Genomic DNA, 21,391 nt, shown 5'->3' with positions numbered 1-21,391 from the left:
GCCGGGATTCCGACGGATAAAAGACAGAAAAAGCCTGCATGCTCATGCCGAGCAGCAGGCTTCTTGCCGTCATCCTCCGTTGTCAGCGCTTATCCCGGACGACAAGCCTGACGTCACGGTCCGTCGAGTTCGGCAATTTGAGTGCAGCCGTTTCGGTTGCTTCCGTGTTATTCGTCGCGTGATTGAGCATCGCGATGACTTCCGGTCTGCTGAACCGTTTGTGTGCTTTCATCGTGATTTTCGTATAGGCACCTGGCTGGTTGCTGTCAAAGAGGATATACACGTCCTTTCCATACTGGCACGTGCGGAAGGAAGGATGGCGTTCCGATGTCTTCAGCTTGCTCTGCACCTGTGCCGGCAGCTGGTCCGCTTGAAGCGGAATGTATGTGGCAGGTCCGTGCATGGCATGGCGGAAGCCGACCAGGCAGAGGATGAACAGGGTGCCGGTGATCATCCAGTCGCGTTTTCTCAAATTATTCTCCTCATCTCTCTGTATGGTTAGTCTTAGTACGTAACCGGACGGGATAAGTTCCGCTTTTGCCAAGATTCTGCACTTCATTATGAAAATTCACGCTTTCGCAGTAGAATGGAACCAGCATTCGACTCACCCATCATCACTACATTCAAGAGGAGGCGGAAAGAATGGCAGAACGGAAACCAGTCGTCGCGATTGCGGGCGCAAGCGGATACATCGGTCATCATCTGCTCGGCTGTTTACAAGGAAAAGCGGACGTCATCGCCCTGTCGCGGAGCGGCGGACGGCGGGACAGCACCCTGGGCGTCACGTGGCGGGCGTGTGACCTGTTTTCCATGAAAGACGCCGAGAAGGGGCTGGAAGGCGCGGACATCGCGGTCTACCTCGTCCATTCGATGATGAAATCGGCCAAGCTGACGCAAGGGACGTTCGAAGATATGGACGTCATCTTGGCGGACAATTTCGCGAAAGCGGCGAAGAAGCAGGGGATCCAGCAGATCGTCTATTTGGGCGGCATCATACCTGAAGGGGAAGGAGTGGAGCTGTCGAGGCATCTGAAGAGCCGGCTCGAAGTGGAACGAGTCCTGCGGGCTTCCGGCATCCCGGTGACGGCGCTGCGTGCAGGGCTGATCGTCGGGCCGAAGGGGTCCTCGTTCCCGATCCTTTCGAAACTCGTGAAGCGGCTGCCGGTGATGATCCTGCCGAAATGGACGAACACGCGGACACAGCCTGTTGCACTGAATGACGTACTGCGCGGACTCACATCGATCATCCTGGACTTTGACCTGCAGGACCGTTCCATCGATGTCGGCGGACCTAACGTGATGACGTACCGGACGATGATGCGGGCGACGGCCGAAGTCATGGAGAAAAACCCGAAGATGATCGGCGTGCCGTTCTTCACGCTGACCCTGTCGCGCCTCTGGCTGCGGCTCGTCACCAACACCCCGAAGGAGATGGTCTATCCGCTCGTCGAAAGCCTGAAGCATGCGATGGTCGTCCAGCCCGAGCATTACGTTGAGGGAATCAGTGACGGACAGACGCCCTTCCGTGATGCGGCAAAGCGGGCCCTTGCTGAAGAGCAGAGCGGACGAACAGCCAGACGTCCGGCCCGGCTGCCGAACCTCGGACCGCTGAAACAGGACGTCCGTTCCGTCCAGCGGATCCAGCTGCCGGCTGGCTGGACCGCGGACGAAGCGGGGCGCTATTACGTGAAGTGGCTGGAAACGTTCATGAACCCTTGGGTGCAGACGGCGGTCGATGATCAGCTGAACTGCAGGATCGGCTTCCTCGGCAGGCGTACGCTGCTTGAATTGTCCTACTCGAAAGAACGGAGCTCGGAAGACCGTGCCCTGTACTACATCACCGGTGGCCTGCTGTTGGACAGCGAGGCCAACGAACGGGGCCGCATGGAATTCCGCAAGATCCCAGGGGCGGATGAAGCCATCATCGCGATCCATGACTATTTGCCGTCGCTGCCCTGGTTCGTCTACTATGTTACACAAGCCAATATGCATGCATTCGTCATGAGTGCGTTCCGCAGGCATATGCGGGAACTGGCAGACGGGCAAACACAAAAAAAGCACCCTGCAAGCAGGGCGCAAACACAATCCGTTATACAAACTTCGTGATGGTATCGAGCGGCAGCCGTGTCGATCCATAAGCCGGTGCGGCCGCTTTTCCGAGTGCGATCAGCACGAGCGGCACATACCGGTCCCCGAGATCGAACGCTTCTGCAAACTGGGCTTTGTCGAATCCGCCCATCGGCACTGTGTCATATCCTTTCGCCTTCGCGATCAGCATGAGCTGCATGGACACGAGTCCGGCGTCGAACGCTGCAATATTCAGCCGTGCCTCTTTCGGTGCGTTCGGATAGAGCGCTTTGGCGTTGCCGATCTGGATGGCGACGTTCTTTTCGTCGATATGGCCGGCCTGCAGGTTGGCCATATAGATTTCATCGATATTATGGTACATTTCAGTATCCGCCACGACCGCTATGATGGCGGATGCCGTCTCGATCTGTTCCTGGTTGAACGAAAACTCACGGATCTTCTTCTTCGTATCCGGATCCTGGATGACGACAAAGCGCCAAGGCTGCAAGTTGCTCGAAGACGGTGCCAGCGTCGCTTCCTGTAGCATTTCCATGATTTCCGTTTGCTCAATAGAGTAGGTCGGATCGAACTTGCGAACAGATTTCCGAGTATGGATAACTTCTGACAAAGGGGCGAAAAGATCAGTTATATGAAAAACTCCTTCATGCATATAGTTTGTTTTCAACTTACTAATAGTAAGATTGAATAAACCTTACTATTAGTAAGCTTGTTTGTCAACTCCGGCTATGGTAAAGTGAAGCTATACGGTGAATGGGGGAAGACGGATGAAAAAAACTGAAGAACTCATTCAATCAGCCGGACAGGCAGGCAGTGGCGCATGCGATAGTTTCCACGCAACGATCGAATTCATCGGCAAACGGTGGATGGGCATCATCATCTATCATCTGCTGGACGGACCGAAACGCTACCACGAGCTGGCCGCTGAAATCGATGGGATTTCCGACCGGTTGCTGACGGAACGGCTGAAAGAGCTGGAAGCACACGGGTTCGCCGTGAAGCGGGCAGTCCCGGCAGGCCGGAAAGTCGAGTATGAGCTGACAGACAAAGGATATGCCTTCGAACCGGTGATCCGGTCGATTCTGACATGGGTTAAACAGAACGGCAGCTGCACGAAAGACAGAACGTAAACTACATTCCAATAAAAGAAGGATGGATCCATATGACATTCGAAGAAGTTTTGCCCCGGCTGAAAGCAGGCGAAAAAGTGATTCGCCAAGGATGGGGCGGCGCAGAGCTGTACGTCAAGCTCGTCGACGCTGAGCAACTCGACGGTGAGAGAATGAACCCTTATTTCGTCATTAACGTGACAGGAGAGGGCTATACGATGTTCACGCCGACCGTCTGTGACCTGCTTGCAGAAGACTGGATAATCGTACAGTAATGAATGAGGGAAAGCCCATGAGCGATCATGGGCTTTTTGAATGGAGGAAATGAACGATGACTGACGGCGAATTTGTAGGAAAGACGGTGTTCATCACCGGGGCAGCTTCCGGCATCGGCTATGCGCAGGCAGCAGCCTTTTTGGAACACGGTGCTTCTGTGTTCGGATTCGATCTGAACGAAGAAGGACTCCGCCGGCTCCAAGAAGACTGCCCAGAGCGAATGGTCTTCCGATTGGGAAGCGTCGGCAGCCCGGATGATGTGAAGCAGGCGGTGGAACTGGCGATCGCGACATTCGGCAGGATCGACATCCTGTGCAATACGGCGGGCATCCTGGATGGCTTCGCCAAAACGCTCGAGACGGATGAAGCGCTGTGGGACCGCATCATGGATACAAATGTCAAAGGGATGTACTTGACGACGAATGCCGTGCTGCCCCATATGCTCCGGCAGGGCGCAGGCGTTCTCGTCAACATGGCGTCCATCGCCGGCCTGGTCGGCGGAGGGGGAGGAGCTGCCTATACCGCATCGAAACACGCAGTGATCGGCTATACGAAGCAAGTCGACCTCGATTATTGCCGCGAAGGGATCCGGGCCAATGCAATCGCGCCCGGAGCGATCGAAACGCCGATGAATGCGGCAGATTTCGCAGGAGCCGGTGAGATGGCGGCCCAAGTGGCAGAAGAGACGCCGGCAGGGCGCTGGGCACAGCCGGATGAAGTCGCGAAGCTGACACTCTACCTGGCAGGCAGAGCTGCCGATTACATCCATGGCGCGGTCATCCCGATCGACGGCGGCTGGATCGCGAAATAAGTCAGCTGCGATGAACGGGAATCTGTTATACTGGGCAGGCAGGTTTTTTTGCCTGCACTGCGGCACTTTTTGACGGAGCGATCGGCTCTTTCTTCCTTTGGCCGCAGTTATCACTAAAACAGCCCTGTGCTGTTTTACAAAGGAGGACTCGATATGACGATACTCACAAGAGAGCGTCCGCGGATTGCGGTCGGTGAGCTTGCGAAGATGGCCGTCGTAGCGGGACTGTACGTGGCGGTCACACTGACACTTGCTGTCATCAGTTTCGGCGCGGTCCAGCTGCGGCTGTCGGAGATGTTCAACTATCTTGCGCTGTTCCATAAGCGGTATATTATCGCTGTGACTGGCGGTGTCGTGCTGGCCAACTTCTTTTCGCCGACCTGGTTCCTCGACGTACCCATCGGCGGGATAGCCACGTTCCTCGTTCTGCTGATCAGCCGTGTGGCGACGAAGAAACTGAAGTCGGACAAGATGAAGTTTGTCTGGACGGCGCTCATCTTCGCGGTGTCCATGTTCACCGTAGCGGGGCAGCTGACAGTACTGTACGGCGCCCCCTTCTGGTTCACGTGGTTCACGGTCGCAGCAGGCGAGTTGCTGTCGATGACTGTCGGCGGCATGATCATGCTGGCGCTTTCGAAAAAAATAGATTTCACAAAATGAAAAAACGCACACCTTATGCGAAAAGGTGTGCGTTTTTCATTCAGGTAAAGACATACATCGGCGTGCTGGTCTCTTCCGGTTCAAACCCAAGTGTCTCGTAGAACCCGACCGCTTTCGGATAGGAAACGAGCACTTTGGTGTGCATGTGCTCATATTTTTCGAGCATCCGGTTCATGATCTGCTTGCCGATCCCCTGACCCTGGTACGCAGGATCCGTCAGGACGTAATGGAAATAGACGGCCATCGCTTCATCGGACAACGCGTTTGCCAACCCGATGAGTTTGTCTCCATCCCATGCGGTTACCACGGAATGGGAATGCATGATGGCGTGATACAGGTCGTTCGGGTGGGATGCCGATTCCCATTCGACCGATAGGAACAGCTCCTGGATATTCTCTTTCGTCAGCTTGTCCATGTCAAAGGTGTATGTGATCGCCATTCTGACAGGCCTCCTCTTAAGGTGCTTGCACTCATCTGGTCCTGGAGAGCGGAGCACATTCGCTTTTTTGCCTATTATTTTCAGGCTTCGTTTCCATTCTACGGGAACTGTGTCGAAAACTTAAGCGAATTGCTTTGTAAGATTTGCCATCTCAATCGCCGACACCGCAGCGTCCCATCCTTTATTACCGGCTTTCGTGCCAGCCCGTTCGATCGACTGCTCTATGGAATCGGTCGTCAGTACGCCGAAGATGACAGGTACTCCTGCCTCGAGACCGGCAGCCGCAACACCTTTCGCCGTCTCATTGCATACGTAATCAAAGTGCGGTGTCGCCCCGCGGATGACGGTGCCGAGTGTAATGACCGCATCATACTTCTTTGAATCCGCCATCCGTTTAGCGATCATCGGAATTTCAAACGCGCCCGGCACCCAGGCAATGTCGATGTCGTCAGCAGAGACACCGTGGCGAATGCAGCCGTCTTGTGCCGCCGATAATAACTTACTGGTGATGAATTCGTTGAACCGGCCGACGACGATGCCGATTTTCAGCCCCGTTCCAACTAAATGTCCTTCATATACATGTCCCATTCCAAATTCCTCCTAGACGGTCAGCAGGTGACCGAGTTTCTCCACTTTTGTATCCAAGTACTTCTTATTCTCCGGCAGTGCCGGCAGTTCGATCGGCACCCGTTCGGTGATCGTGATGCCGTAATCGGCCAATCCTTCCAGTTTCCGCGGATTGTTCGTCAGCAGCTGCACTGCCGTCACTCCGAGGTCCTGCAAAATGCGGGCGCTGACGCCGTAATCACGCAGATCATCCGCGAAGCCGAGCGCTGCATTGGCCTCGACGGTGTCCAGTCCTTGCTCTTGCAGCTCATACGCCTTCAATTTGTTGATAAGCCCGATACCGCGGCCTTCCTGGCGCATGTACACGAGCACGCCCAGGCCTTCCGCTTCAATTTGAGCGAGCGCGGCCTGCAGCTGGGGGCCGCAGTCGCAGCGGCTCGAGCCGAAGATGTCGCCCGTCAGGCATTCCGAGTGGATACGGACGAGGACCGTTTTCCCGGTCGAAAGATCCCCCTTGACAAGGGCGACGTGCTCTTTTCCTGTCTTCGTCTCCGTATAGCCGACCATTTTGAAGGAGCCATAGGAAGAGGGGAGCATAATATCGGCTTCCCGCCGGATTTGTGGTTCCTGGCGAAGACGATAGCAGACCAAGTCTTCGATGGTAATGAGTTTCAAGCCTTCCCGATCGGCAAGCTGACGGAGTTCCGGCACACGGGCCATCGAACCGTCTTCGTTCATGATTTCGCAGATGACGGCTGCCGGCGCACTGCCGGCGAGCCGTGCCAGATCGACAGATGCTTCCGTATGTCCGGTCCTTGCAAGGACACCTTCCGTCTTCGCGATCAGCGGGAAGACATGTCCCGGCCGTCTGAAATCAGCCGCAGCCGCACCGGGTGTAAGCATCTCCAGTATCGTCTCGGACCGCTCGAACGCACTGATGCCTGTATCGGCGCCGGCGTGGTCGATACTGACTGTAAACGCCGTCCCGTGGGCGTCCGTGTTCTGTTCCGTCATCAGCGGAAGGCCGAGCTGATCCGCTTTTTCCTCCGTGATCGGCGTACAGATGAGACCGCGCCCTTTTGCCGCCATGAAGTTGATCATCTCAGGCGTGGCATGCTCCGCGAGACAGACGAAGTCCCCTTCGTTCTCCCGGTTTTCATCGTCCACAACGATGATGGCTCTGCCTTGTCGTAACTCTTCAATCGCTTCTTCTATCGTATCGAACATACAGATTCACCCTTTCCTCACAAAAATCCGTTCTCTTCCAGCAACGAAGCGGTTATCGGTTTCTTTTCAGGCGATGCAGCAGACAGCAGCATTTTTTCCGTATACTTCGCGAGCAGGTCAAACTCCACATTGACCCGGTCTCCCGGTTTCCGTTCAGCCAGGACGGTCGACTTTTGGGTGTGCGGGATGAGGGAAATGGAAATCATATCTCCTGCTACTTTGAAAATTGTCAGTGACGTGCCGTCCAGGGCGATCGATCCTTTCGGAAGGACGTAGGAAGTGTTGCCGGGCGGAAGTGTCAGCTGCATGACGAGGGAGTTCTCAATGTGCCGGCTTTCCGCAACGATCGCCGTCCCATCCACATGGCCCGTCACGAAATGGCCGCCAAAACGGCCATCCGCCGGCATCGCCCTCTCCAGATTGACCCGCGTGCCGGTGCGCGCATTGTGCAGGGAAGTGGCACGGAACGTTTCCGGCATGACGTCGGTCGTGAACGTGCTTCCAGTGAAAGCAGTCACAGTCAGGCACGTGCCATTGACGGCGATACTGTCGCCGAGCCGGACATCGGTCAGCACTTGCTGGGCCGTGATGATCAGTTCCATCGATTGCCCGGAAGTACGGACGTGCTGGACAGTGCCGATTTCCTCAATGATTCCTGTAAACATGTCCGTCAGTTCCTTTCCGTACGGCTGTCAGTTTCACATCTGGGCCGATCTGCTCGGTCTTTATGAACGCAAAGTCTTCCGCGTCACTCATTAGCAGAGGGTCGGTTCCGCCAATCGGTGAGAGTGAACCAACTCCGCCTAGCAGTTTCGGAGCGATATAAGTGATCATCCGATCCACGGCGCCGGCACGCAGGAAGGAGGCATTGACTGCGGCGCCGCCTTCGACGAGCAAGGTGACAACACCACGTGCGCCTAATGCCTGCAAGACGGCAGGTATGGTGATCGTATTGTCAGGCAGCCTGATGATTTCTGTATGAGGTGCAGCTGAGAGCTGTGCTTCCCGTTCAGCAGAAGCCGGCTGTCCGCAAAAAATCCAGACAGGGGCCTCCTCATTCCGAATTATCTGGCTTCCAACAGGGGTATTCAGCTGTGTATCTAAAATCACTCGAATAGGATGAAGTCCGCCTTGGGGCAGTCTGGCGGTAAGAAGGGGGTCATCGTGAAGGATCGTTCCGCTGCCGCACAAAATTGCATCGTGGGCATGACGAAGACGCTGGACGTCAAGCCGGGATTCCGGACTTGTTACCCATTTGCTGTGGCCGGACGCTGCAGCGATCTTGCCGTCCATTGTCATGGCTGTCTTGAGTGTCACATGAGGTTGGTTCGTTCTGAGAAAATGAAAAATTGGTTGATAAAGCTCCAAGGCTAGTCGTTTGCAAGCACCTGTGAAGACGCCGAGTCCGGCATTTTCCAACAGCCGGATCCCGGTTCCGGCAACGAGAGGATTCGGATCCTGAATTGCGATATAAACGCGCTTCACGCCAGCATCCAGGATCGCCTCGGTACACGGTGGCGTCTTGCCGGTATGCGAGCACGGCTCGAGTGTGACATACAGGTCTCCGCCGTATGCTTCCGCTCCCGCCATGTCCAAAGCAATCCGTTCCGCATGCCGATCACCCGCACGTAAATGGGCGCCCATTCCAAGGATTCGGCCATTTTTCACGATGACCGCGCCGACCGGAGGATTGGGTGACGTTTGCCCAACTGCAGCTTGCGCCAGTGAAAAAGCGAGCTGCATGTACTGTTCAATCTCCAATAGATATACCACTCCTGCTAATTCAATTCCTCATGGAACACAAAAAGCCCCGCAATGAAAATGCGGGGCGGACAAGCATGACAAAATAAGCGTCATTCAAACAAAAATTTGAAAAACGCGAAGTTCCTTCTCCCATCCAGACTTTCACTGTCGGCTTTGGAGTTTCACCAAATCCACCGTCTGCAGCAACTGCAGTCGGGTCACGGACTGAGAGCGTACCGCTCATCACCGCCGGTAGGGAATTTCACCCTGCCCCGAAGGAAACTATTCGATTGCCTCACAGTCTAGCACAGCTACTAAAGGATTGGCAATTGGCAAAAAGTAATACCAAGTGACTCAGCGTGTCATCTGGATTGCCTGTTGAATGCTGGAGAACGTCCGCAATCCGCTCATACCGTTCTGCAATCCGGTCAATGATCGGGCTACTTTCGGTGAAATTCCAGTCACGAATAATTGAGTACCCATCAGCCGCAAGACGTCCTGTACGGCGAGCAGGCTGCTGATAGGGGACTCGTGGTCCCAAAAGAGACCGGTAATATCGATGATCACCGTATCCACTCCGCTGCTCTGTACATATTCACTCAGTTTTTGTGTAAGGACTGAAAAACGCTGTGGACTCATCTCACCGATCAATGAGACGGCTGCCAACCCATCATCGATCCTCATGATCGGCAGCATGAGCTGTTCGATTTCCAATTCCTTATCCTCAAGTTCTCTGCGCTGCTGGAATTCCACGGAAACATTGGTCTGTGTTCCGATGAAAAACGACCTGTTCTCCACTTCAAACGGTTCGACCGTCAAACGGTTCCAGAACATCGTTCCGTCTTTTTTATAATTTTTTAACGTGATGGTGATAGGCTGTTCCGAGTGGATGGCTTCACGTAATTTTGCTACCGTCTTCGGATCGGTTCCCTCTCCTTGGAGGAAACGGCAATTGCGTCCGAGGGTCTCCTCGAGTGAATAGCCGGTCATCTTCTCGAATGTCCGGTTGGCATAGATGATCGGATTGTCGGGTTGAGCCGGATCCGTAACTAGAGCGGCAACACGACTCCCGTCGAGCATTGCTTCCAGTAATTTACGCTGCATGGATTGTGGCAATGTGTTCAGCTCGTTCACTTCCTGTCCTCTGTAAAGTTGTCTTCTATGGGCCATGAAACCGGAGCCTGTTTTCTTCAAACAGGCTCCGGCAACTTCCCGGTAATTAACCGAATCGATAATTAGGAGGAAATCCAGGTCTGAGGGCAATGGACCCCCTTCTGTTGCTATACTATCATAGCGAGGAAAAAACTGTACAATTTATCAGACTGTTTCACTCCAGGATTGAAAACCGAAACTTTTGAGTGAAAGAAACGTAAACAAGGAAGATGTTCGCCGTATAAGAAAGAGGAGGCAATTACAATGAATGAAGGATATTTCGTCGGCTGGGGAACCCTCGCGCTGATCAACGCCGTGCTGGCTCAAGGGAAGAACCGATCAGGATTTAACTGGTTCCTGCTCTCATTATTGCTTGGACCGGTCGCAACCTTTTTCCTGGCATTATCCGACAAACGATAGCAGAAGAAAAGGACCTGGTCAGTCAGGTCCTTTTATGAGCGGATATATCGACTTATTTATACCCCGTGGTGTATGGTTATTCCTAGAAATGAATGGAGGAATAGAGGATGGGCTGGATTATTTTCTTAGTGCTGATTGCATTGATCGTCTGGCGCACTAAGCCTGCAAAAGGCGTGCGGACCGTGTCATCTGCGGAAGTGAAACCGTTGTTGAAAGATAAGAATAAGCAGTTCGTGGATGTACGCACACCTGCTGAATACAAAGGCGGACATGTGAAGGAATTCAAAAACATTCCGCTGAATGATCTGCCGAAGAAGATGGAAACATTGGATCCTGCAAAAGAGACCTATGTCATCTGCCAAAGCGGAATGAGAAGCGCGCGGGCAGCCAGCCTTCTGAGGAAGAAAGGGTTCACCCGTGTCGTCAATGTAAAAGGCGGAATGAGCGCTTGGTGATATGCTTCAGCATTCGGTATTCTTGTCGATTTCCCGGGAAATAAGTTGTCGGAGTAGCGGATATTTCCCAGGAAATGATCAGTTTCTGTCGGGAAATAAAAACTGGCATTACAAATGATTCAGAGTTTGTTATACTGGTAAGACTAACTGACAGAAAGGGCTGAGGGTGGCGGATGGACAACTGACTCCTGACTTTGTAAAACAAATGATTTGTTTGTTTGAAAAACAGGATTGGTCTGTCCATTTTTAACTGCCGTCCCAGCTCTTTTGCGTTGCCGGTCTTCCACCGGCTTCCGTATATGCTGCGGCTTTTTAGAAATGCCGGCAGAACCGATCCTTCCGAAAAACGGGGGGATCTTTTTTGTGTTCCCTCCACGAATGGAGGAATGGCTATGAACCGCGGAATTGTAAATAACGTATCAGCGGAATACGGGGATGTCACTATATTCAAAGGGCTGTCGGCAGAAGTGAAGCTGAATGCACGAATCGCAGTCGTCGGTCCGAACGGGGCAGGCAAAACAACTTTTCTGTCAATGATGGCGGGAGATCGGAAGCCATCTTCAGGGAGTTTCGACTGGATCGGCCGTCCGCCGTCCGTCGCTTATTATCGGCAGGAGGCGGAAACGGAAGGCGCTGCCGACTGGACACAGACGGAGCGTTTCCATCAGTACAGCCGCTGGCACGTACCTCCGGGAGCTGCCTATGCCCATGCAAGCGGCGGGGAGCGAGTGAAACTGCGTCTTGCCGCCGTCTTGGCGGAGGAAGCGGAACTTCTTCTGCTGGACGAACCGACCAACCACTTGGATACCGGCAGTACAGAGCAGCTTGTTGACACGTTGCAAGCATACGAAGGGACGATCATTTTTGTTTCCCACGATCGGTATTTCATCGATCAGCTGGCGAACTGCATATTTGAACTGGATCACGGGAAGCTGACCGTCTACGAAGGGAATTACACGGAATACCGCAAACAGAAGGAACACCAACGGTATGTCCAGCAGAAGCATTACGAAGAACAGCAGCGCCACATCGAGGAAGTGGAGAGTCAGATTGAGCGGCTGGATGCATGGTCTGCCACGGGGCATGCGACTTCCCGCAAAAAAGGCGGCAGAACGATGGGCGCAAAGGAATACTATCGGAAGAAGGTTAAGAAGAAGGATGTCCAGATCCGTTCCAAAAAACGGCGGCTGGCAGCGGAACTGGAACAGGACAGGATAGACGCACCTGAACAGGAGATGGCCGTATCCTTTGACGTGGAAGGGGGACGGGGAAAAGGGAAGAGGGTGCTCGAACTGACGAAAGCCGGAAAGTCCTATGGCAGCAGGGTCCTGTTCCGGAATGCCTCCTTCACCGTCCAGACAGGTGAACGGCTGGCACTGCTCGGGCCGAACGGCTGCGGCAAGACGACACTGTTCAGGATGCTCCTCGGAGAAACGGCGTATGAGGGTGACGTCTGGCTGTCGGAAGGAATGACGATCGGCTATTTGCGGCAGACCGCATTCGACTTGCCGGATGAGCTGACGATGGCCGAATATTTCGAGACACCGTCTTTCGAGGAACAGGGAGCGATCCGCAGGCGGCTGACGAATCTGGGGTTCACCGCCGGCCACTGGCAGCTAAAGCTCGGTGCGCTCAGTCAAGGTGAGCGGCTGAAAGTCAAACTGTTAGACTTCATCCGCAGGAAGACAGATGTCCTCCTGCTGGACGAACCGACCAATCATCTCGATCTGCCGTCCCGTGAGGAACTGGAGCGGACGCTTGCGACCTATCCCGGCACGCTGCTGTTCGCTTCCCATGATAGGTACTTCACCGAGCAGATGGCGGACGGTCTGCTGCTGTTCGGGAACCGGTCCATCCGGAAAGTGCCGTACAGCCTGGCCGAATGGGAGGACCGGATAGCGGAGACGCCCGTGCAAAATGGCGAACAGAACCGGCTGCGCCTGGAGACCGAACTTCAGGCCGTACTCGGGAAACTGAGCCTGCTGTCCGCAGGCAGCCCGGATTACGCAGCACTCGACCGGCAGTTCAACGACCTGAACCGGCAGCTGCGGGAATTGAAGGGATAATTATGTAACAGGCAAGCAGGGAATATGAGATTCCTTGCTTGTTTTTGAATGTAGGAAAGGCAGGGTATAGGTCAGTAGAGATCCAAGGGAGAGGCGGTCGTTCCTGTATGGAAGTATGGCTCAGTTTTGTGTTCACGGTAGGATTCATCACCATCCATCTGCTTTCAAAAAAGATGAAGTTCTTGAAAGAGACGCCGCGCAGCCGGTTTTTGTCAGTGGCGGGTGGGATTGCGGCCGCTTATGTATTCCTCCATCTGCTGCCGGAACTGAGTGAGTATCAGGAGCAGCTGCAGGGCAAGCTGGGAGAGAGCCTGCATTTCCTCGAACATCACATCTATATTATCGCGATGCTCGGTCTGGCGATCTTCTATGGGCTCGAGCAATTGGCGATTTCTTCGAAAAAGCGCAATGAAAAAGAGGGGCGTGAAGCAAAAGCGTCGGCGGGCGTCTTCTGGCTCCATATCGGCTCGTTCGCCGTCTACAATGCCATCATCGGCTACTTGCTGCCGAAAGGGGAATACCACACCCACTGGGGCATGATTTTCTACTTTGTCGCGATGGGTGTGCACTTCATCACGAACGACAAGGGGCTCCGGGTGACGCATAAGGAGGATTATGACCGGTATGGCCGCTGGCTGCTGGCGGCCTCAATCCTGGTCGGCTGGCTTGCCGGTGTCCTGTTTGAAGTGAATGATGTCCTAATCTCCGTGCTGTCGGCGTTCCTGGCCGGCGGGGTCGTGCTGAACGTCATGAAAGAAGAGCTGCCGGAAGAGCGGGAAAGCAGTTTTCCGGCGTTCTTTGCCGGACTGATCGGGTATTCGGTGCTTCTCCTGCTGTTCTGACGGGAGTGAGCACCAATCGTGTAATTTTCCGTGGCTGACTGTACGATGAAACGAAAAGGAGTGGTTGGATGGGAACCCAAGCAGGATGGAACTTTGAAAACACGTACTGCCGGCTGCCGGACATTTTTTTCGCGGAGCAGCCTCCGGAACAGGCGGTTTCGCCGGAAATCGTTGTATTGAATGAACGGCTTGCCGGAGAACTCGGACTGGATCCGGGTGCGCTGACGGCAGAAATCCTGTCGGGCACTGAACTGCCGGAAGGTGCCTCACCGATCGCCCAAGCCTATGCGGGGCACCAGTTTGGCCATTTCACGATGCTCGGCGATGGCCGGGCGCTTCTGCTGGGGGAACAGATGACGCCCTCCGGCATGCGGGTGGATATCGGCCTGAAAGGCTCGGGGCGGACTGCGTTCTCCCGCGGAGGGGACGGCCGGGCGGCACTCGGTCCGATGCTCCGCGAGTACATCATCAGCGAAGCGATGCACGCGCTCGGTATCCCGACTTCCCGCAGTCTGTCGGTCACTTTGACCGGGCATGACGTCATCCGTGAAACCGTCCTGCCTGGCGCCGTCCTCGTCCGGACGACCGGCAGTTACGTACGGGTCGGCACTTTCCAATATGCTGCCGCCCTGCAAAAAGAGGAGAATCTGAAAGCGCTGGCAGACTATGCCATCGAGCGGCACTATCCGCAAGCGGCCGAAGTCGACAATCCGTATGAGCAGCTGCTGCAGCGCGTCATTGAGCGGCAGGCCGCATTGATCGCCAAGTGGCAGCTGGTCGGGTTCGTCCACGGGGTGATGAATACGGACAACATGACGATCAGTGGGGAGACGATCGACTACGGGCCGTGTGCGTTCTTGGACACGTATGATCCGGCGACAGTGTTCAGTTCGATCGATGTAAACGGACGCTACAAATTCGGCAACCAGCCGGGGATCGCTTCATGGAACCTGGCACGCTTTGCTGAAACGCTGCTGCCGCTGCTGGCTGAAGATAAAGAGACGGCGATCCGGATCGCGGAAGACCAGCTGGCCCGGTTCGGCGGCTTGTTCGAACACGAATGGCTGTCCGGCATGCGGGCCAAACTGGGCCTGCTGGACGAACAATCCGACGACGAATCGCTTGTGAAAGAGCTTTTGCTGCTGATGAAAGAGGCGAAAGCCGACTTCACCAACACGTTCCGCTCGCTGACAGACGACCGGACCGGTGTGCCTGAATGGTTCCAGAATGAGACGTTCCAAAAGTGGCGCCGGAGATGGGAAACGCGCCGGTCCCAACAATCCGCGACAGACGAAGCGTCGCGTCTCGTGATGCAGCGGAGCAATCCGTCCGTCATCCCACGCAACCACCGCGTCGAAGAAGCGATTGCTGCTGCTGAAGAAGGGGACATGGAGCTAGTGCGTCTGCTGAACGAAGTGCTGGCTGCCCCTTATTCCTATTCCGATAAGCATCGGGCCTACACGGCGCCTGCTGATCCGGAAGTTCCGTATCGGACATACTGCGGCACTTGAAGACGGGAGGACAGAAGGAGAGGAGAACGAACAGTCCCTCTCCTTTTGTCTATGCGTATTTTTCAACCTCCTCTTACAACCAGTTAGTAAATTAGTTGAGGGCATACCGAGTGAATCTAGTAGCTTCCGATCATTTCGATAAATTATCAGTATATTAAATTGATTCTAAATGAAGCAGGCGCTATAGTAAGGAGGTTGTAAAAACGGAGATTGGAGCTGGATATATATGAAGAAATGGATCGCACTTTTATTGGGTGCATGTCTCATGGCCCTGTTGGCTGCCTGCGGCAACGGGGAGGCGGAGAAGGAGAACGATAAAAACGATACGGTTTCTGAAACAGCAAAAGACGAAGCGGATGACACGGAATCTGCCGAAGGAACAGCTGATAGTGAAGAAAAAGCAGAAGAGGGGGCGACGGAAGGCGATGCACCTGCAGGTACCGTCGAGCCTGATTCCGCAATGTCCGAAATGCAGTTGGGGCTTACGGCAGAAGAGTTCCAGACAAACTTCAACCATTTTGCAGAAGAGGAAGGCATTGAAGAACGGATGGATCCGGTCGAGTGGAAGTCGTCCGGTTCAGGAGGAGACCACCAGATTGTCGACGTGCAATTCGATGAGGACCGACGGATGCAGCTGCTCGCGAAAAAAGGGGATGATGCAGCCAGAGCTGTCATGTTTTCCACTTACAGCGACCGGGATGCGGCCATTCCGCTCATCCGCGTCTTGATCCGCGCAGTGGAGCCGTCTGCTTCTCCTGAAGAAGTGGACAGCTGGATGGACGAACTGAAACTCAATGGACCCGCGGACGAAGACAACGAGTATCATTTCACAACAACCGAGCGTTATCACTTGATGACGGAGGATGGATCCGGTTTTGTGCAGTTTGTCATCGGCAACGCGGAAGACCCTGAGATCACGCCGGATAACTTCGAAGCCGGCGAACTATAAGATCAGCATGTGGGGGCTGTCTCCAACGGGTATGTTGGAGGGTCCTCTTTTTGCCCGGTGTCCGCGGCACCGTCAGAGGACCGCTCGAGCACAGCGGTCTGTATGGCTTACATCGTCATCGTCCGGTATGGTATACTCCCTTTTATGAGTTTACAAGAGAGGGTTTGGAAATATGGCAAATGATGTAGCGGGTAAAAAAGCGCTGCCGACATTCTGGCTCGTCGTCCTGCTCGGTTCACTGACGGCGTTCGGGCCGCTGTCGATGGATATGTATTTACCCGGGCTGCCGGCAGTCGCCGCGGATCTGGTTGCTTCCACTTCGCTCGTACAGCTCAGTCTGACGGCGTGCCTGGTCGGGCTCGGTGCGGGACAGCTGCTGTTCGGACCGCTCAGTGATATATACGGGAGACGGAAACCGCTCGTATTCACGCTTGCGGTCTATGCGATCGCTTCCATCCTATGTGCGATTTCCGAGACAATCTGGCTGTTCATCCTCCTGCGGTTCGTCCAGGGGCTGACCGGGGCAGCCGGTATTGTCATTGCACGGGCATGCGCACGGGATCTGTATGCGGGCCACGAGCTGACGAAGTTCATGGCCCTGCTGTCGATTGTCAATGGGGCGGCACCTATTCTCGCGCCGATTGCAGGCGGGATGATTTTGAACTACGCATCATGGCCGGTGGTGTTTTTCGTGCTGGCCGGTATCGGACTGCTGATGTTTGCCGGGACAGCGGGTTTTCTCCCTGATACACTGCCGGCGGAAAACCGTGCGGAAAAAGGGCTTCTGTCCGTCTTCAAAACATTTTCACGTCTGCTCAAAGACCGCCGATTCATGGGGATCGCTTTCACGCAGGCGTTCATCTCCGCTTCCATGTTCGCCTATATAGCAGGTTCCCCCTTTGTCCTGCAAACGATGTACGGTGTGTCGCCGCAGCAGTTTTCCTTGTTTTTCGCCCTGAACGGTCTCGGCATTATTGCAGCTGCCCAGCTCACCGGGCGGCTGTCCCATAAAATTTCAGAGAGCCGATTTCTGCTGATGGGTGTTATCACTTCGACAATCGGGGGATTGCTGTTACTGTTTGGTGTTTGGCAGCAAAGCCCATTGTCCCTCATCGCCTTCGCGTTTTTCATCATCGTCTCAAGCGTCGGTCTCGTATCGCCAGCTGCATTTTCGCTTGCGATGCAGCAGCAGGAACAGTCAGCGGGAAGTGCGTCGGCCTTCCTCGGACTGCTGCCGTTTGTCTGCGGTGCGATTGTGTCACCGCTCGTCGGTATCGCCGGCGACCAGACGGCCTGGCCGCTCGGCATCACAATCTTGGTGTGCAGTGTGCTGGCCCTCGTCATCTGTCTGGCGCTGATGCGAAGTTTGACTGGCATGGCGGGACAGCAGCAGGCAGCAGCAAAGAATTGAACTTGAAAAACCAGCATCCATGCAGGTCTTCCTGCTGAGGCTGGTTTTTTGCTGTCTCTGATATAGGAGTTCGTGTATGGAGTTCATTCGCTAGTGTCTAAAGGACTGGATACATTACAGGGTGGGGTACACATCGTTTCTCAAAAGGCTGAGGGCATTTTGGATCAGGTTAATGTCAGTGAGGATTTCCGGCTTCAGTTGGGTGGGCGCAAGTTGATATTCTCGGTTGAGGTGATGTAACTCACGAACCATCACATAGTTTTCGCACTCGTTCTGCATAGTCTGTCCCTCCTCTTATGCCATTTTACCCGCGGTGCCTAGCCTATAAACAATATATGCTCAGCCTGTCAAGATTTTTTGTGACGATTGTTACAAACGTGTAACGTAATTGTAATTATGCCTCTCTCCTTCAACTGCATTTTCGCAACTGAAAACCGCCTGCTCGACTGGAATAAGATCCAATCTGAGCAGGCGGCTGCATCATGCGGTAATATCCCGTTTCGTGAAGACCGAATAGCTGACAATCAGGAAAATAACCAGGTAGACAGCGAGGACTGCGAGCGAGAACGGCAGCGTTATGTCGTCGTTCAGCCTGAAATCCGTCTCATACATAGTCAGGTCCATGTGGGTGAACAGCAAGTATTTTACAATCTCGAACCGGCTGAGCAGCGCCACGACAATACTGCCGGTGAAGTAGATGAACAGCGACAGCCCGATCGCCATCCCGTTTGAACGGAACACGCTTCCAATCATGAACGCGAAGGTCGCCGTGATGATCACATTGGCGAAGGACAGTAGCAGCATGTAGAGGCCGTGGCTCCAGACGGAAACTTCAACGACCTTGCCGCCTGAAACGGCGAGTGCCTGGCCGCCGCCCGGCGAGAATAGAACATACGCACTCAGTATGGTGACGGCGAACCCGATGAGCATGAGCAGAATGCCGAACAGCAGCACGGCGATATACTTCGACGTCATGATCTTCCAGCGCTTCACCGGCCGCGTCAGCAGCATTTTGATTGTCCCTTGTGAAAATTCTGAAGCGACGATTCCTGCCGCGACGATTACGGTGAGCAGCAGGGCGATGCTGCCGACGGATGGATCGTAAATCATCATCTCCCGGCTGATATCCTGCAGGGGAGCGGTGTCATTCGCCAGACGGTAGTCGTTCACCATAACGCGCTCCTCCGCCAGGCGTTTCGATTCGCCTTTCAAGAGTCCGGATTCCAGTGAGGCCTTATCGCCTTCCAGCTCCCCCTGCACGGCTGCTTTCCAGTTGTCCGGCTCATCCCCTGCCAGGCTTTCCGACCACTTCATGATCCCGGCCAGGCCCAGGATGAGGATGACCATCAGACCGGCCATGATCCACGTTCCTTTTTTCGACCACAGTTTCATCCATTCATTTTGCAGCAGTTTCAGCAAGCTGGCCACCTCCTGTCAGTTCGAGGAATTCGTCTTCCAGTGTCCGACGGTGGGGCTGGATGGCGAATATATCGAGCCCTTCCGCCGAAAGCTCCTGGACGACTGCCGGGATCTGGGCTTTTTCCGCCTGGATCACGACGCCAGACTCCAGCGGCTCGGTTTCGAAGCCCGCTGTCCGCAGAAGGACGGCCGCCTTCTCAGCGGGAGCGGCTTCGATGTAGTAATGCGATTCCCGGGTTTCCCGCACATCCCGGATATCGACCAGCTTCCCGTTCTGGATGACGGCGATCCGGTCGCACATCAGCTCGATTTCGGACAGCATGTGGCTCGATACGAAGACCGAGACGCCCTCCGTTTCCGCGATCATTCGCAAGTACTGCCGGAATTCCCGAATGCCGGCCGGATCGAGCCCGTTCGTCGGTTCATCGAGGATCAGGAATTTCGGCCGGTGCAGCAGGGCCTGCGCCAAACCGAGCCGCTGCCGCATGCCGAGCGAATACGTCCCGACCTTTTCGTGGATCCGGTTCTGCATGCCGACCTGCCGGACCACTTCATCGATCCGCTCTTTTGTCACGCCTTTGTGCATCCGCGCGAAGTGCAGTAAGTTCTTATACCCCGTCATGAATTTATACATCTCGGGGTTCTCCACGATGACGCCGACTTTCGACATCGCCTCTTCGAAGTCGGCGGAGAGTGTCTGGCCGTCGATAACGACATCGCCGCCGCTTTTCTTCATCAGTCCGACCATCATCCGGATCGTCGTCGTCTTGCCGGCCCCGTTCGGACCGAGGAACCCGGTGATCTGTCCGGGATACAGCAGCAGACTGACGTCGTCGATGATCTTTTTTCCATGAATGGTTTTCGATAGATTCTTCAGCTCCACAATCGGAGTCCGTTCCATATGTACGTCCCCTCCTCAGGTAATGTCAATAGCCTTCCTCCCTGACTATACGGACGAGGGGCAGGAACGTTCCCTTTTTTTACAGGAATGTTCTTCGGAGCTGATGAACAGTTGCATCACGTCTGCCTGAAAAAGTGTTTCATCTCCCGTTTTGCAGGGACAGGGCGTACAATGGAGGAAATCAAACGTGCACGAGGAGGAAGTAACAATGGAGATTGGAATAAGTACGTTCGTCGAGACAACACCGGACCCGCATACCGGTGTAACGAAGAGCCATGCGGAACGGCTTCGGGAAGTGGTGGAGGAGATCGTGCTGGCGGACCGGGTCGGACTCGACGTATTCGGTGTCGGGGAGCATCACCGGGCGGATTATGCATCATCCTCTCCGGCGGTCCTGCTCGCAGCAGCGGCGCCGCAGACGTTTTCGATCCGGCTGACGAGCGCTGTGTCGGTCTTGTCATCCGCAGATCCTGTCCGCGTCTTCCAGGAATTCGCGACACTCGACGGCATTTCGAACGGCCGGGCGGAGATCATGGCGGGACGGGGCTCGTTCATCGAGTCGTTTCCGCTGTTCGGACAGGACCTGGCCGATTACGATGAACTGTTCGAAGAGAAACTGGAGCTGCTCCTGAAGATACGGGATGAGGAGAAAGTATCATGGACAGGCAGGCACCGCCCGGCGATCGACCGGCGCGGTGTGTACCCGCGGCCTGTGCAGGATCCGCTGCCCGTCTGGATCGGCAGCGGTGGGAATCCGGAGTCCGTCATGCGTGCCGGCCAGCTCGGACTGCCGCTCGTCCTTGCCATCATCGGCGGACAGCCGTCCCGGTTCGCACCGCTCGTGCAGCTGTACAGACGGTCGGCGGAAGCGGCCGGGCATGACAGCCGCCAGCTGCCGATCGCTGTCCACTCCCACGGCTTCGTCGGGGAAACGACACGGGCTGCCGCAGATGCGTTCTTCCCGTCCACCGAGTATGCGATGAATGTCCTCGGCAGGGAGCGGGGCTGGGGACCGTACACCCGGGAAGCGTTCGACGAAGCCCGGAGCATGGAAGGCGCCCTGTTCGTCGGAGACGCGCCATACGTGGCAAAGAAGATCATCAAGCTGCAGCGGGATCTCGGCATCAGCCGCTTTTTCCTGCACGTGCCGGTCGGCTCCATGCCGCACGACGACGTGATGAGCGCCATCCGCCTGCTAGGTGCGGAAGTGGCTCCGCGGGTGCGCGAGGCTGTTCTGTCCCCACCCGGAAAGGGGATATGAAGGCAGTTTGCGGCTAACCGCTCAATTCCGGCCGCTAAGCGATCAATTCCCGTGGCTGACCGCTCGATTCGTACCGCTAAGCGATCA

24 protein-coding genes and 1 riboswitch are annotated in these 21,391 nt (G+C 55.0%); of the genes, 13 read left to right on the top strand and 11 right to left on the bottom strand.

What is annotated here, in order from left to right:
- Window positions 1-82: 82 nt before the first annotated feature.
- Window positions 83-472, bottom strand: coding sequence for a hypothetical protein (locus tag NFU03_RS05560; RefSeq protein WP_251636811.1), 390 nt, complete (start codon window positions 470-472; stop codon window positions 83-85).
- A 170-nt stretch (window positions 473-642) separates the two neighbouring features.
- On the opposite strand from NFU03_RS05560, the gene NFU03_RS05555 reads away from it, so the two are divergent.
- Window positions 643-2,106 (top strand): NAD(P)H-binding protein, encoded by a 1,464-nt coding sequence (locus NFU03_RS05555; RefSeq protein ID WP_251636809.1) that lies wholly within the window; start codon window positions 643-645, stop codon window positions 2,104-2,106.
- Here the strand turns inward: NFU03_RS05555 and NFU03_RS05550 are convergent.
- Window positions 2,090-2,737 carry a nitroreductase family protein gene (locus NFU03_RS05550; protein ID WP_251636807.1) on the bottom strand — a complete coding sequence of 216 codons (648 nt, stop codon included), beginning with the start codon at window positions 2,735-2,737 and terminating at the stop codon, window positions 2,090-2,092. The genes NFU03_RS05555 and NFU03_RS05550 overlap by 17 nt on opposite strands.
- A gap of 115 nt (window positions 2,738-2,852) precedes the next feature.
- Here NFU03_RS05550 and NFU03_RS05545 point away from each other — a divergent pair, with 115 nt between their 5' ends.
- The 4 genes from NFU03_RS05545 (at window position 2,853) to NFU03_RS05530 (ending at window position 4,941) form a co-directional block, all read left to right on the top strand.
- Window positions 2,853-3,215 carry a winged helix-turn-helix transcriptional regulator gene (locus NFU03_RS05545; protein WP_251636805.1) on the top strand — a complete coding sequence of 121 codons (363 nt, stop codon included), beginning with the start codon at window positions 2,853-2,855 and terminating at the stop codon, window positions 3,213-3,215.
- Window positions 3,216-3,247: 32 nt separating this feature from the next.
- Complete coding sequence (locus NFU03_RS05540; RefSeq protein WP_251636803.1) at window positions 3,248-3,469, top strand: DUF2829 domain-containing protein; 222 nt, start codon at window positions 3,248-3,250, stop codon at window positions 3,467-3,469.
- Between the two features lie 56 nt (window positions 3,470-3,525).
- Window positions 3,526-4,281, top strand: a complete 756-nt coding sequence (locus NFU03_RS05535; protein WP_251636801.1) for a 3-oxoacyl-ACP reductase — start codon at window positions 3,526-3,528, stop codon at window positions 4,279-4,281.
- A gap of 153 nt (window positions 4,282-4,434) precedes the next feature.
- Window positions 4,435-4,941, top strand: coding sequence for a QueT transporter family protein (locus NFU03_RS05530; protein WP_251636799.1), 507 nt, complete (start codon window positions 4,435-4,437; stop codon window positions 4,939-4,941).
- Between the two features lie 40 nt (window positions 4,942-4,981).
- Here the strand turns inward: NFU03_RS05530 and NFU03_RS05525 are convergent, their stop codons facing one another.
- The 6 genes from NFU03_RS05525 to ytvA form a co-directional block, all read right to left on the bottom strand.
- Window positions 4,982-5,380 (bottom strand): GNAT family N-acetyltransferase, encoded by a 399-nt coding sequence (locus NFU03_RS05525; protein ID WP_251636797.1) that lies wholly within the window; start codon window positions 5,378-5,380, stop codon window positions 4,982-4,984.
- A 120-nt stretch (window positions 5,381-5,500) separates the two neighbouring features.
- The gene (ribH, locus tag NFU03_RS05520) at window positions 5,501-5,968 is read right to left on the bottom strand and encodes a 6,7-dimethyl-8-ribityllumazine synthase (protein ID WP_251636795.1); all 468 of its coding nucleotides are present in this window, start codon (window positions 5,966-5,968) and stop codon (window positions 5,501-5,503) included.
- A 12-nt stretch (window positions 5,969-5,980) separates the two neighbouring features.
- On the bottom strand, window positions 5,981-7,174 hold the full coding sequence (locus tag NFU03_RS05515) for a bifunctional 3,4-dihydroxy-2-butanone-4-phosphate synthase/GTP cyclohydrolase II (protein ID WP_251636793.1): 1,194 nt from the start codon (window positions 7,172-7,174) through the stop codon (window positions 5,981-5,983).
- Window positions 7,175-7,191: 17 nt separating this feature from the next.
- The gene (gene ribE, locus NFU03_RS05510; RefSeq protein ID WP_251636792.1) at window positions 7,192-7,839 is read right to left on the bottom strand and encodes a riboflavin synthase; all 648 of its coding nucleotides are present in this window, start codon (window positions 7,837-7,839) and stop codon (window positions 7,192-7,194) included.
- Window positions 7,820-8,935 (bottom strand): bifunctional diaminohydroxyphosphoribosylaminopyrimidine deaminase/5-amino-6-(5-phosphoribosylamino)uracil reductase RibD, encoded by a 1,116-nt coding sequence (gene ribD, locus NFU03_RS05505; RefSeq protein ID WP_251636791.1) that lies wholly within the window; start codon window positions 8,933-8,935, stop codon window positions 7,820-7,822. Before ribD ends, ribE begins: the two co-directional genes overlap by 20 nt.
- A gap of 120 nt (window positions 8,936-9,055) precedes the next feature.
- Window positions 9,056-9,201, bottom strand: a riboswitch (FMN riboswitch).
- Window positions 9,202-9,271: 70 nt separating this feature from the next.
- Complete coding sequence (ytvA, locus tag NFU03_RS05500) at window positions 9,272-10,051, bottom strand: YtvA family blue-light photoreceptor (protein WP_251636790.1); 780 nt, start codon at window positions 10,049-10,051, stop codon at window positions 9,272-9,274.
- Between the two features lie 282 nt (window positions 10,052-10,333).
- On the opposite strand from ytvA, the gene NFU03_RS05495 reads away from it, so the two are divergent.
- The 7 genes from NFU03_RS05495 to NFU03_RS05465 all read left to right on the top strand — a co-directional run bounded on the left by NFU03_RS05495 (window position 10,334) and on the right by NFU03_RS05465 (window position 17,723).
- Window positions 10,334-10,489 (top strand): hypothetical protein, encoded by a 156-nt coding sequence (locus NFU03_RS05495; RefSeq protein WP_251636789.1) that lies wholly within the window; start codon window positions 10,334-10,336, stop codon window positions 10,487-10,489.
- A gap of 107 nt (window positions 10,490-10,596) precedes the next feature.
- Window positions 10,597-10,944: a rhodanese-like domain-containing protein gene (locus NFU03_RS05490; RefSeq protein WP_251636788.1), complete on the top strand. Its 348-nt coding sequence runs from the start codon at window positions 10,597-10,599 to the stop codon at window positions 10,942-10,944.
- A gap of 392 nt (window positions 10,945-11,336) precedes the next feature.
- Complete coding sequence (gene abc-f, locus NFU03_RS05485; protein ID WP_251636787.1) at window positions 11,337-13,010, top strand: ribosomal protection-like ABC-F family protein; 1,674 nt, start codon at window positions 11,337-11,339, stop codon at window positions 13,008-13,010.
- A gap of 107 nt (window positions 13,011-13,117) precedes the next feature.
- Window positions 13,118-13,852 (top strand): hypothetical protein, encoded by a 735-nt coding sequence (locus NFU03_RS05480; protein ID WP_251636786.1) that lies wholly within the window; start codon window positions 13,118-13,120, stop codon window positions 13,850-13,852.
- 68 nt (window positions 13,853-13,920) lie between these two features.
- Window positions 13,921-15,363 (top strand): protein adenylyltransferase SelO, encoded by a 1,443-nt coding sequence (locus tag NFU03_RS05475; protein WP_251636785.1) that lies wholly within the window; start codon window positions 13,921-13,923, stop codon window positions 15,361-15,363.
- 226 nt (window positions 15,364-15,589) lie between these two features.
- Window positions 15,590-16,312, top strand: coding sequence for a hypothetical protein (locus tag NFU03_RS05470; RefSeq protein WP_251636783.1), 723 nt, complete (start codon window positions 15,590-15,592; stop codon window positions 16,310-16,312).
- 172 nt (window positions 16,313-16,484) lie between these two features.
- Window positions 16,485-17,723 (top strand): multidrug effflux MFS transporter, encoded by a 1,239-nt coding sequence (locus tag NFU03_RS05465; protein WP_251636782.1) that lies wholly within the window; start codon window positions 16,485-16,487, stop codon window positions 17,721-17,723.
- Window positions 17,724-17,837: 114 nt separating this feature from the next.
- Here the strand turns inward: NFU03_RS05465 and NFU03_RS05460 are convergent, their stop codons facing one another.
- The 3 genes from NFU03_RS05460 to NFU03_RS05450 all read right to left on the bottom strand — a co-directional run bounded on the left by NFU03_RS05460 (window position 17,838) and on the right by NFU03_RS05450 (window position 20,043).
- Entirely contained in the window at window positions 17,838-18,002 is a 165-nt protein-coding gene (locus NFU03_RS05460; RefSeq protein ID WP_251636781.1) for a hypothetical protein, read from the bottom strand.
- 201 nt (window positions 18,003-18,203) lie between these two features.
- Window positions 18,204-19,151 carry an ABC transporter permease gene (locus NFU03_RS05455; RefSeq protein ID WP_251636780.1) on the bottom strand — a complete coding sequence of 316 codons (948 nt, stop codon included), beginning with the start codon at window positions 19,149-19,151 and terminating at the stop codon, window positions 18,204-18,206.
- Window positions 19,120-20,043 (bottom strand): ABC transporter ATP-binding protein, encoded by a 924-nt coding sequence (locus NFU03_RS05450; protein WP_251636778.1) that lies wholly within the window; start codon window positions 20,041-20,043, stop codon window positions 19,120-19,122. Before NFU03_RS05450 ends, NFU03_RS05455 begins: the two co-directional genes overlap by 32 nt.
- A 208-nt stretch (window positions 20,044-20,251) precedes the next feature.
- Between NFU03_RS05450 and NFU03_RS05445 the strand changes: the two genes are divergently transcribed.
- A complete protein-coding gene (locus tag NFU03_RS05445; RefSeq protein WP_251636777.1) occupies window positions 20,252-21,304 on the top strand; it encodes an LLM class flavin-dependent oxidoreductase in 1,053 nt (350 codons plus the stop codon).
- Window positions 21,305-21,391: the final 87 nt, after the last annotated feature.

The sequence above is a fragment of the Sporosarcina sp. NCCP-2716 genome, assembly GCF_023707985.1.
In the GTDB taxonomy this organism is placed as follows: Bacteria; Bacillota; Bacilli; order Bacillales_A; family Planococcaceae; genus Sporosarcina.
The sequence above is the reverse complement of the archived record's forward strand: the minus strand, read 5'-3'. Positions and strand labels throughout refer to the sequence as shown.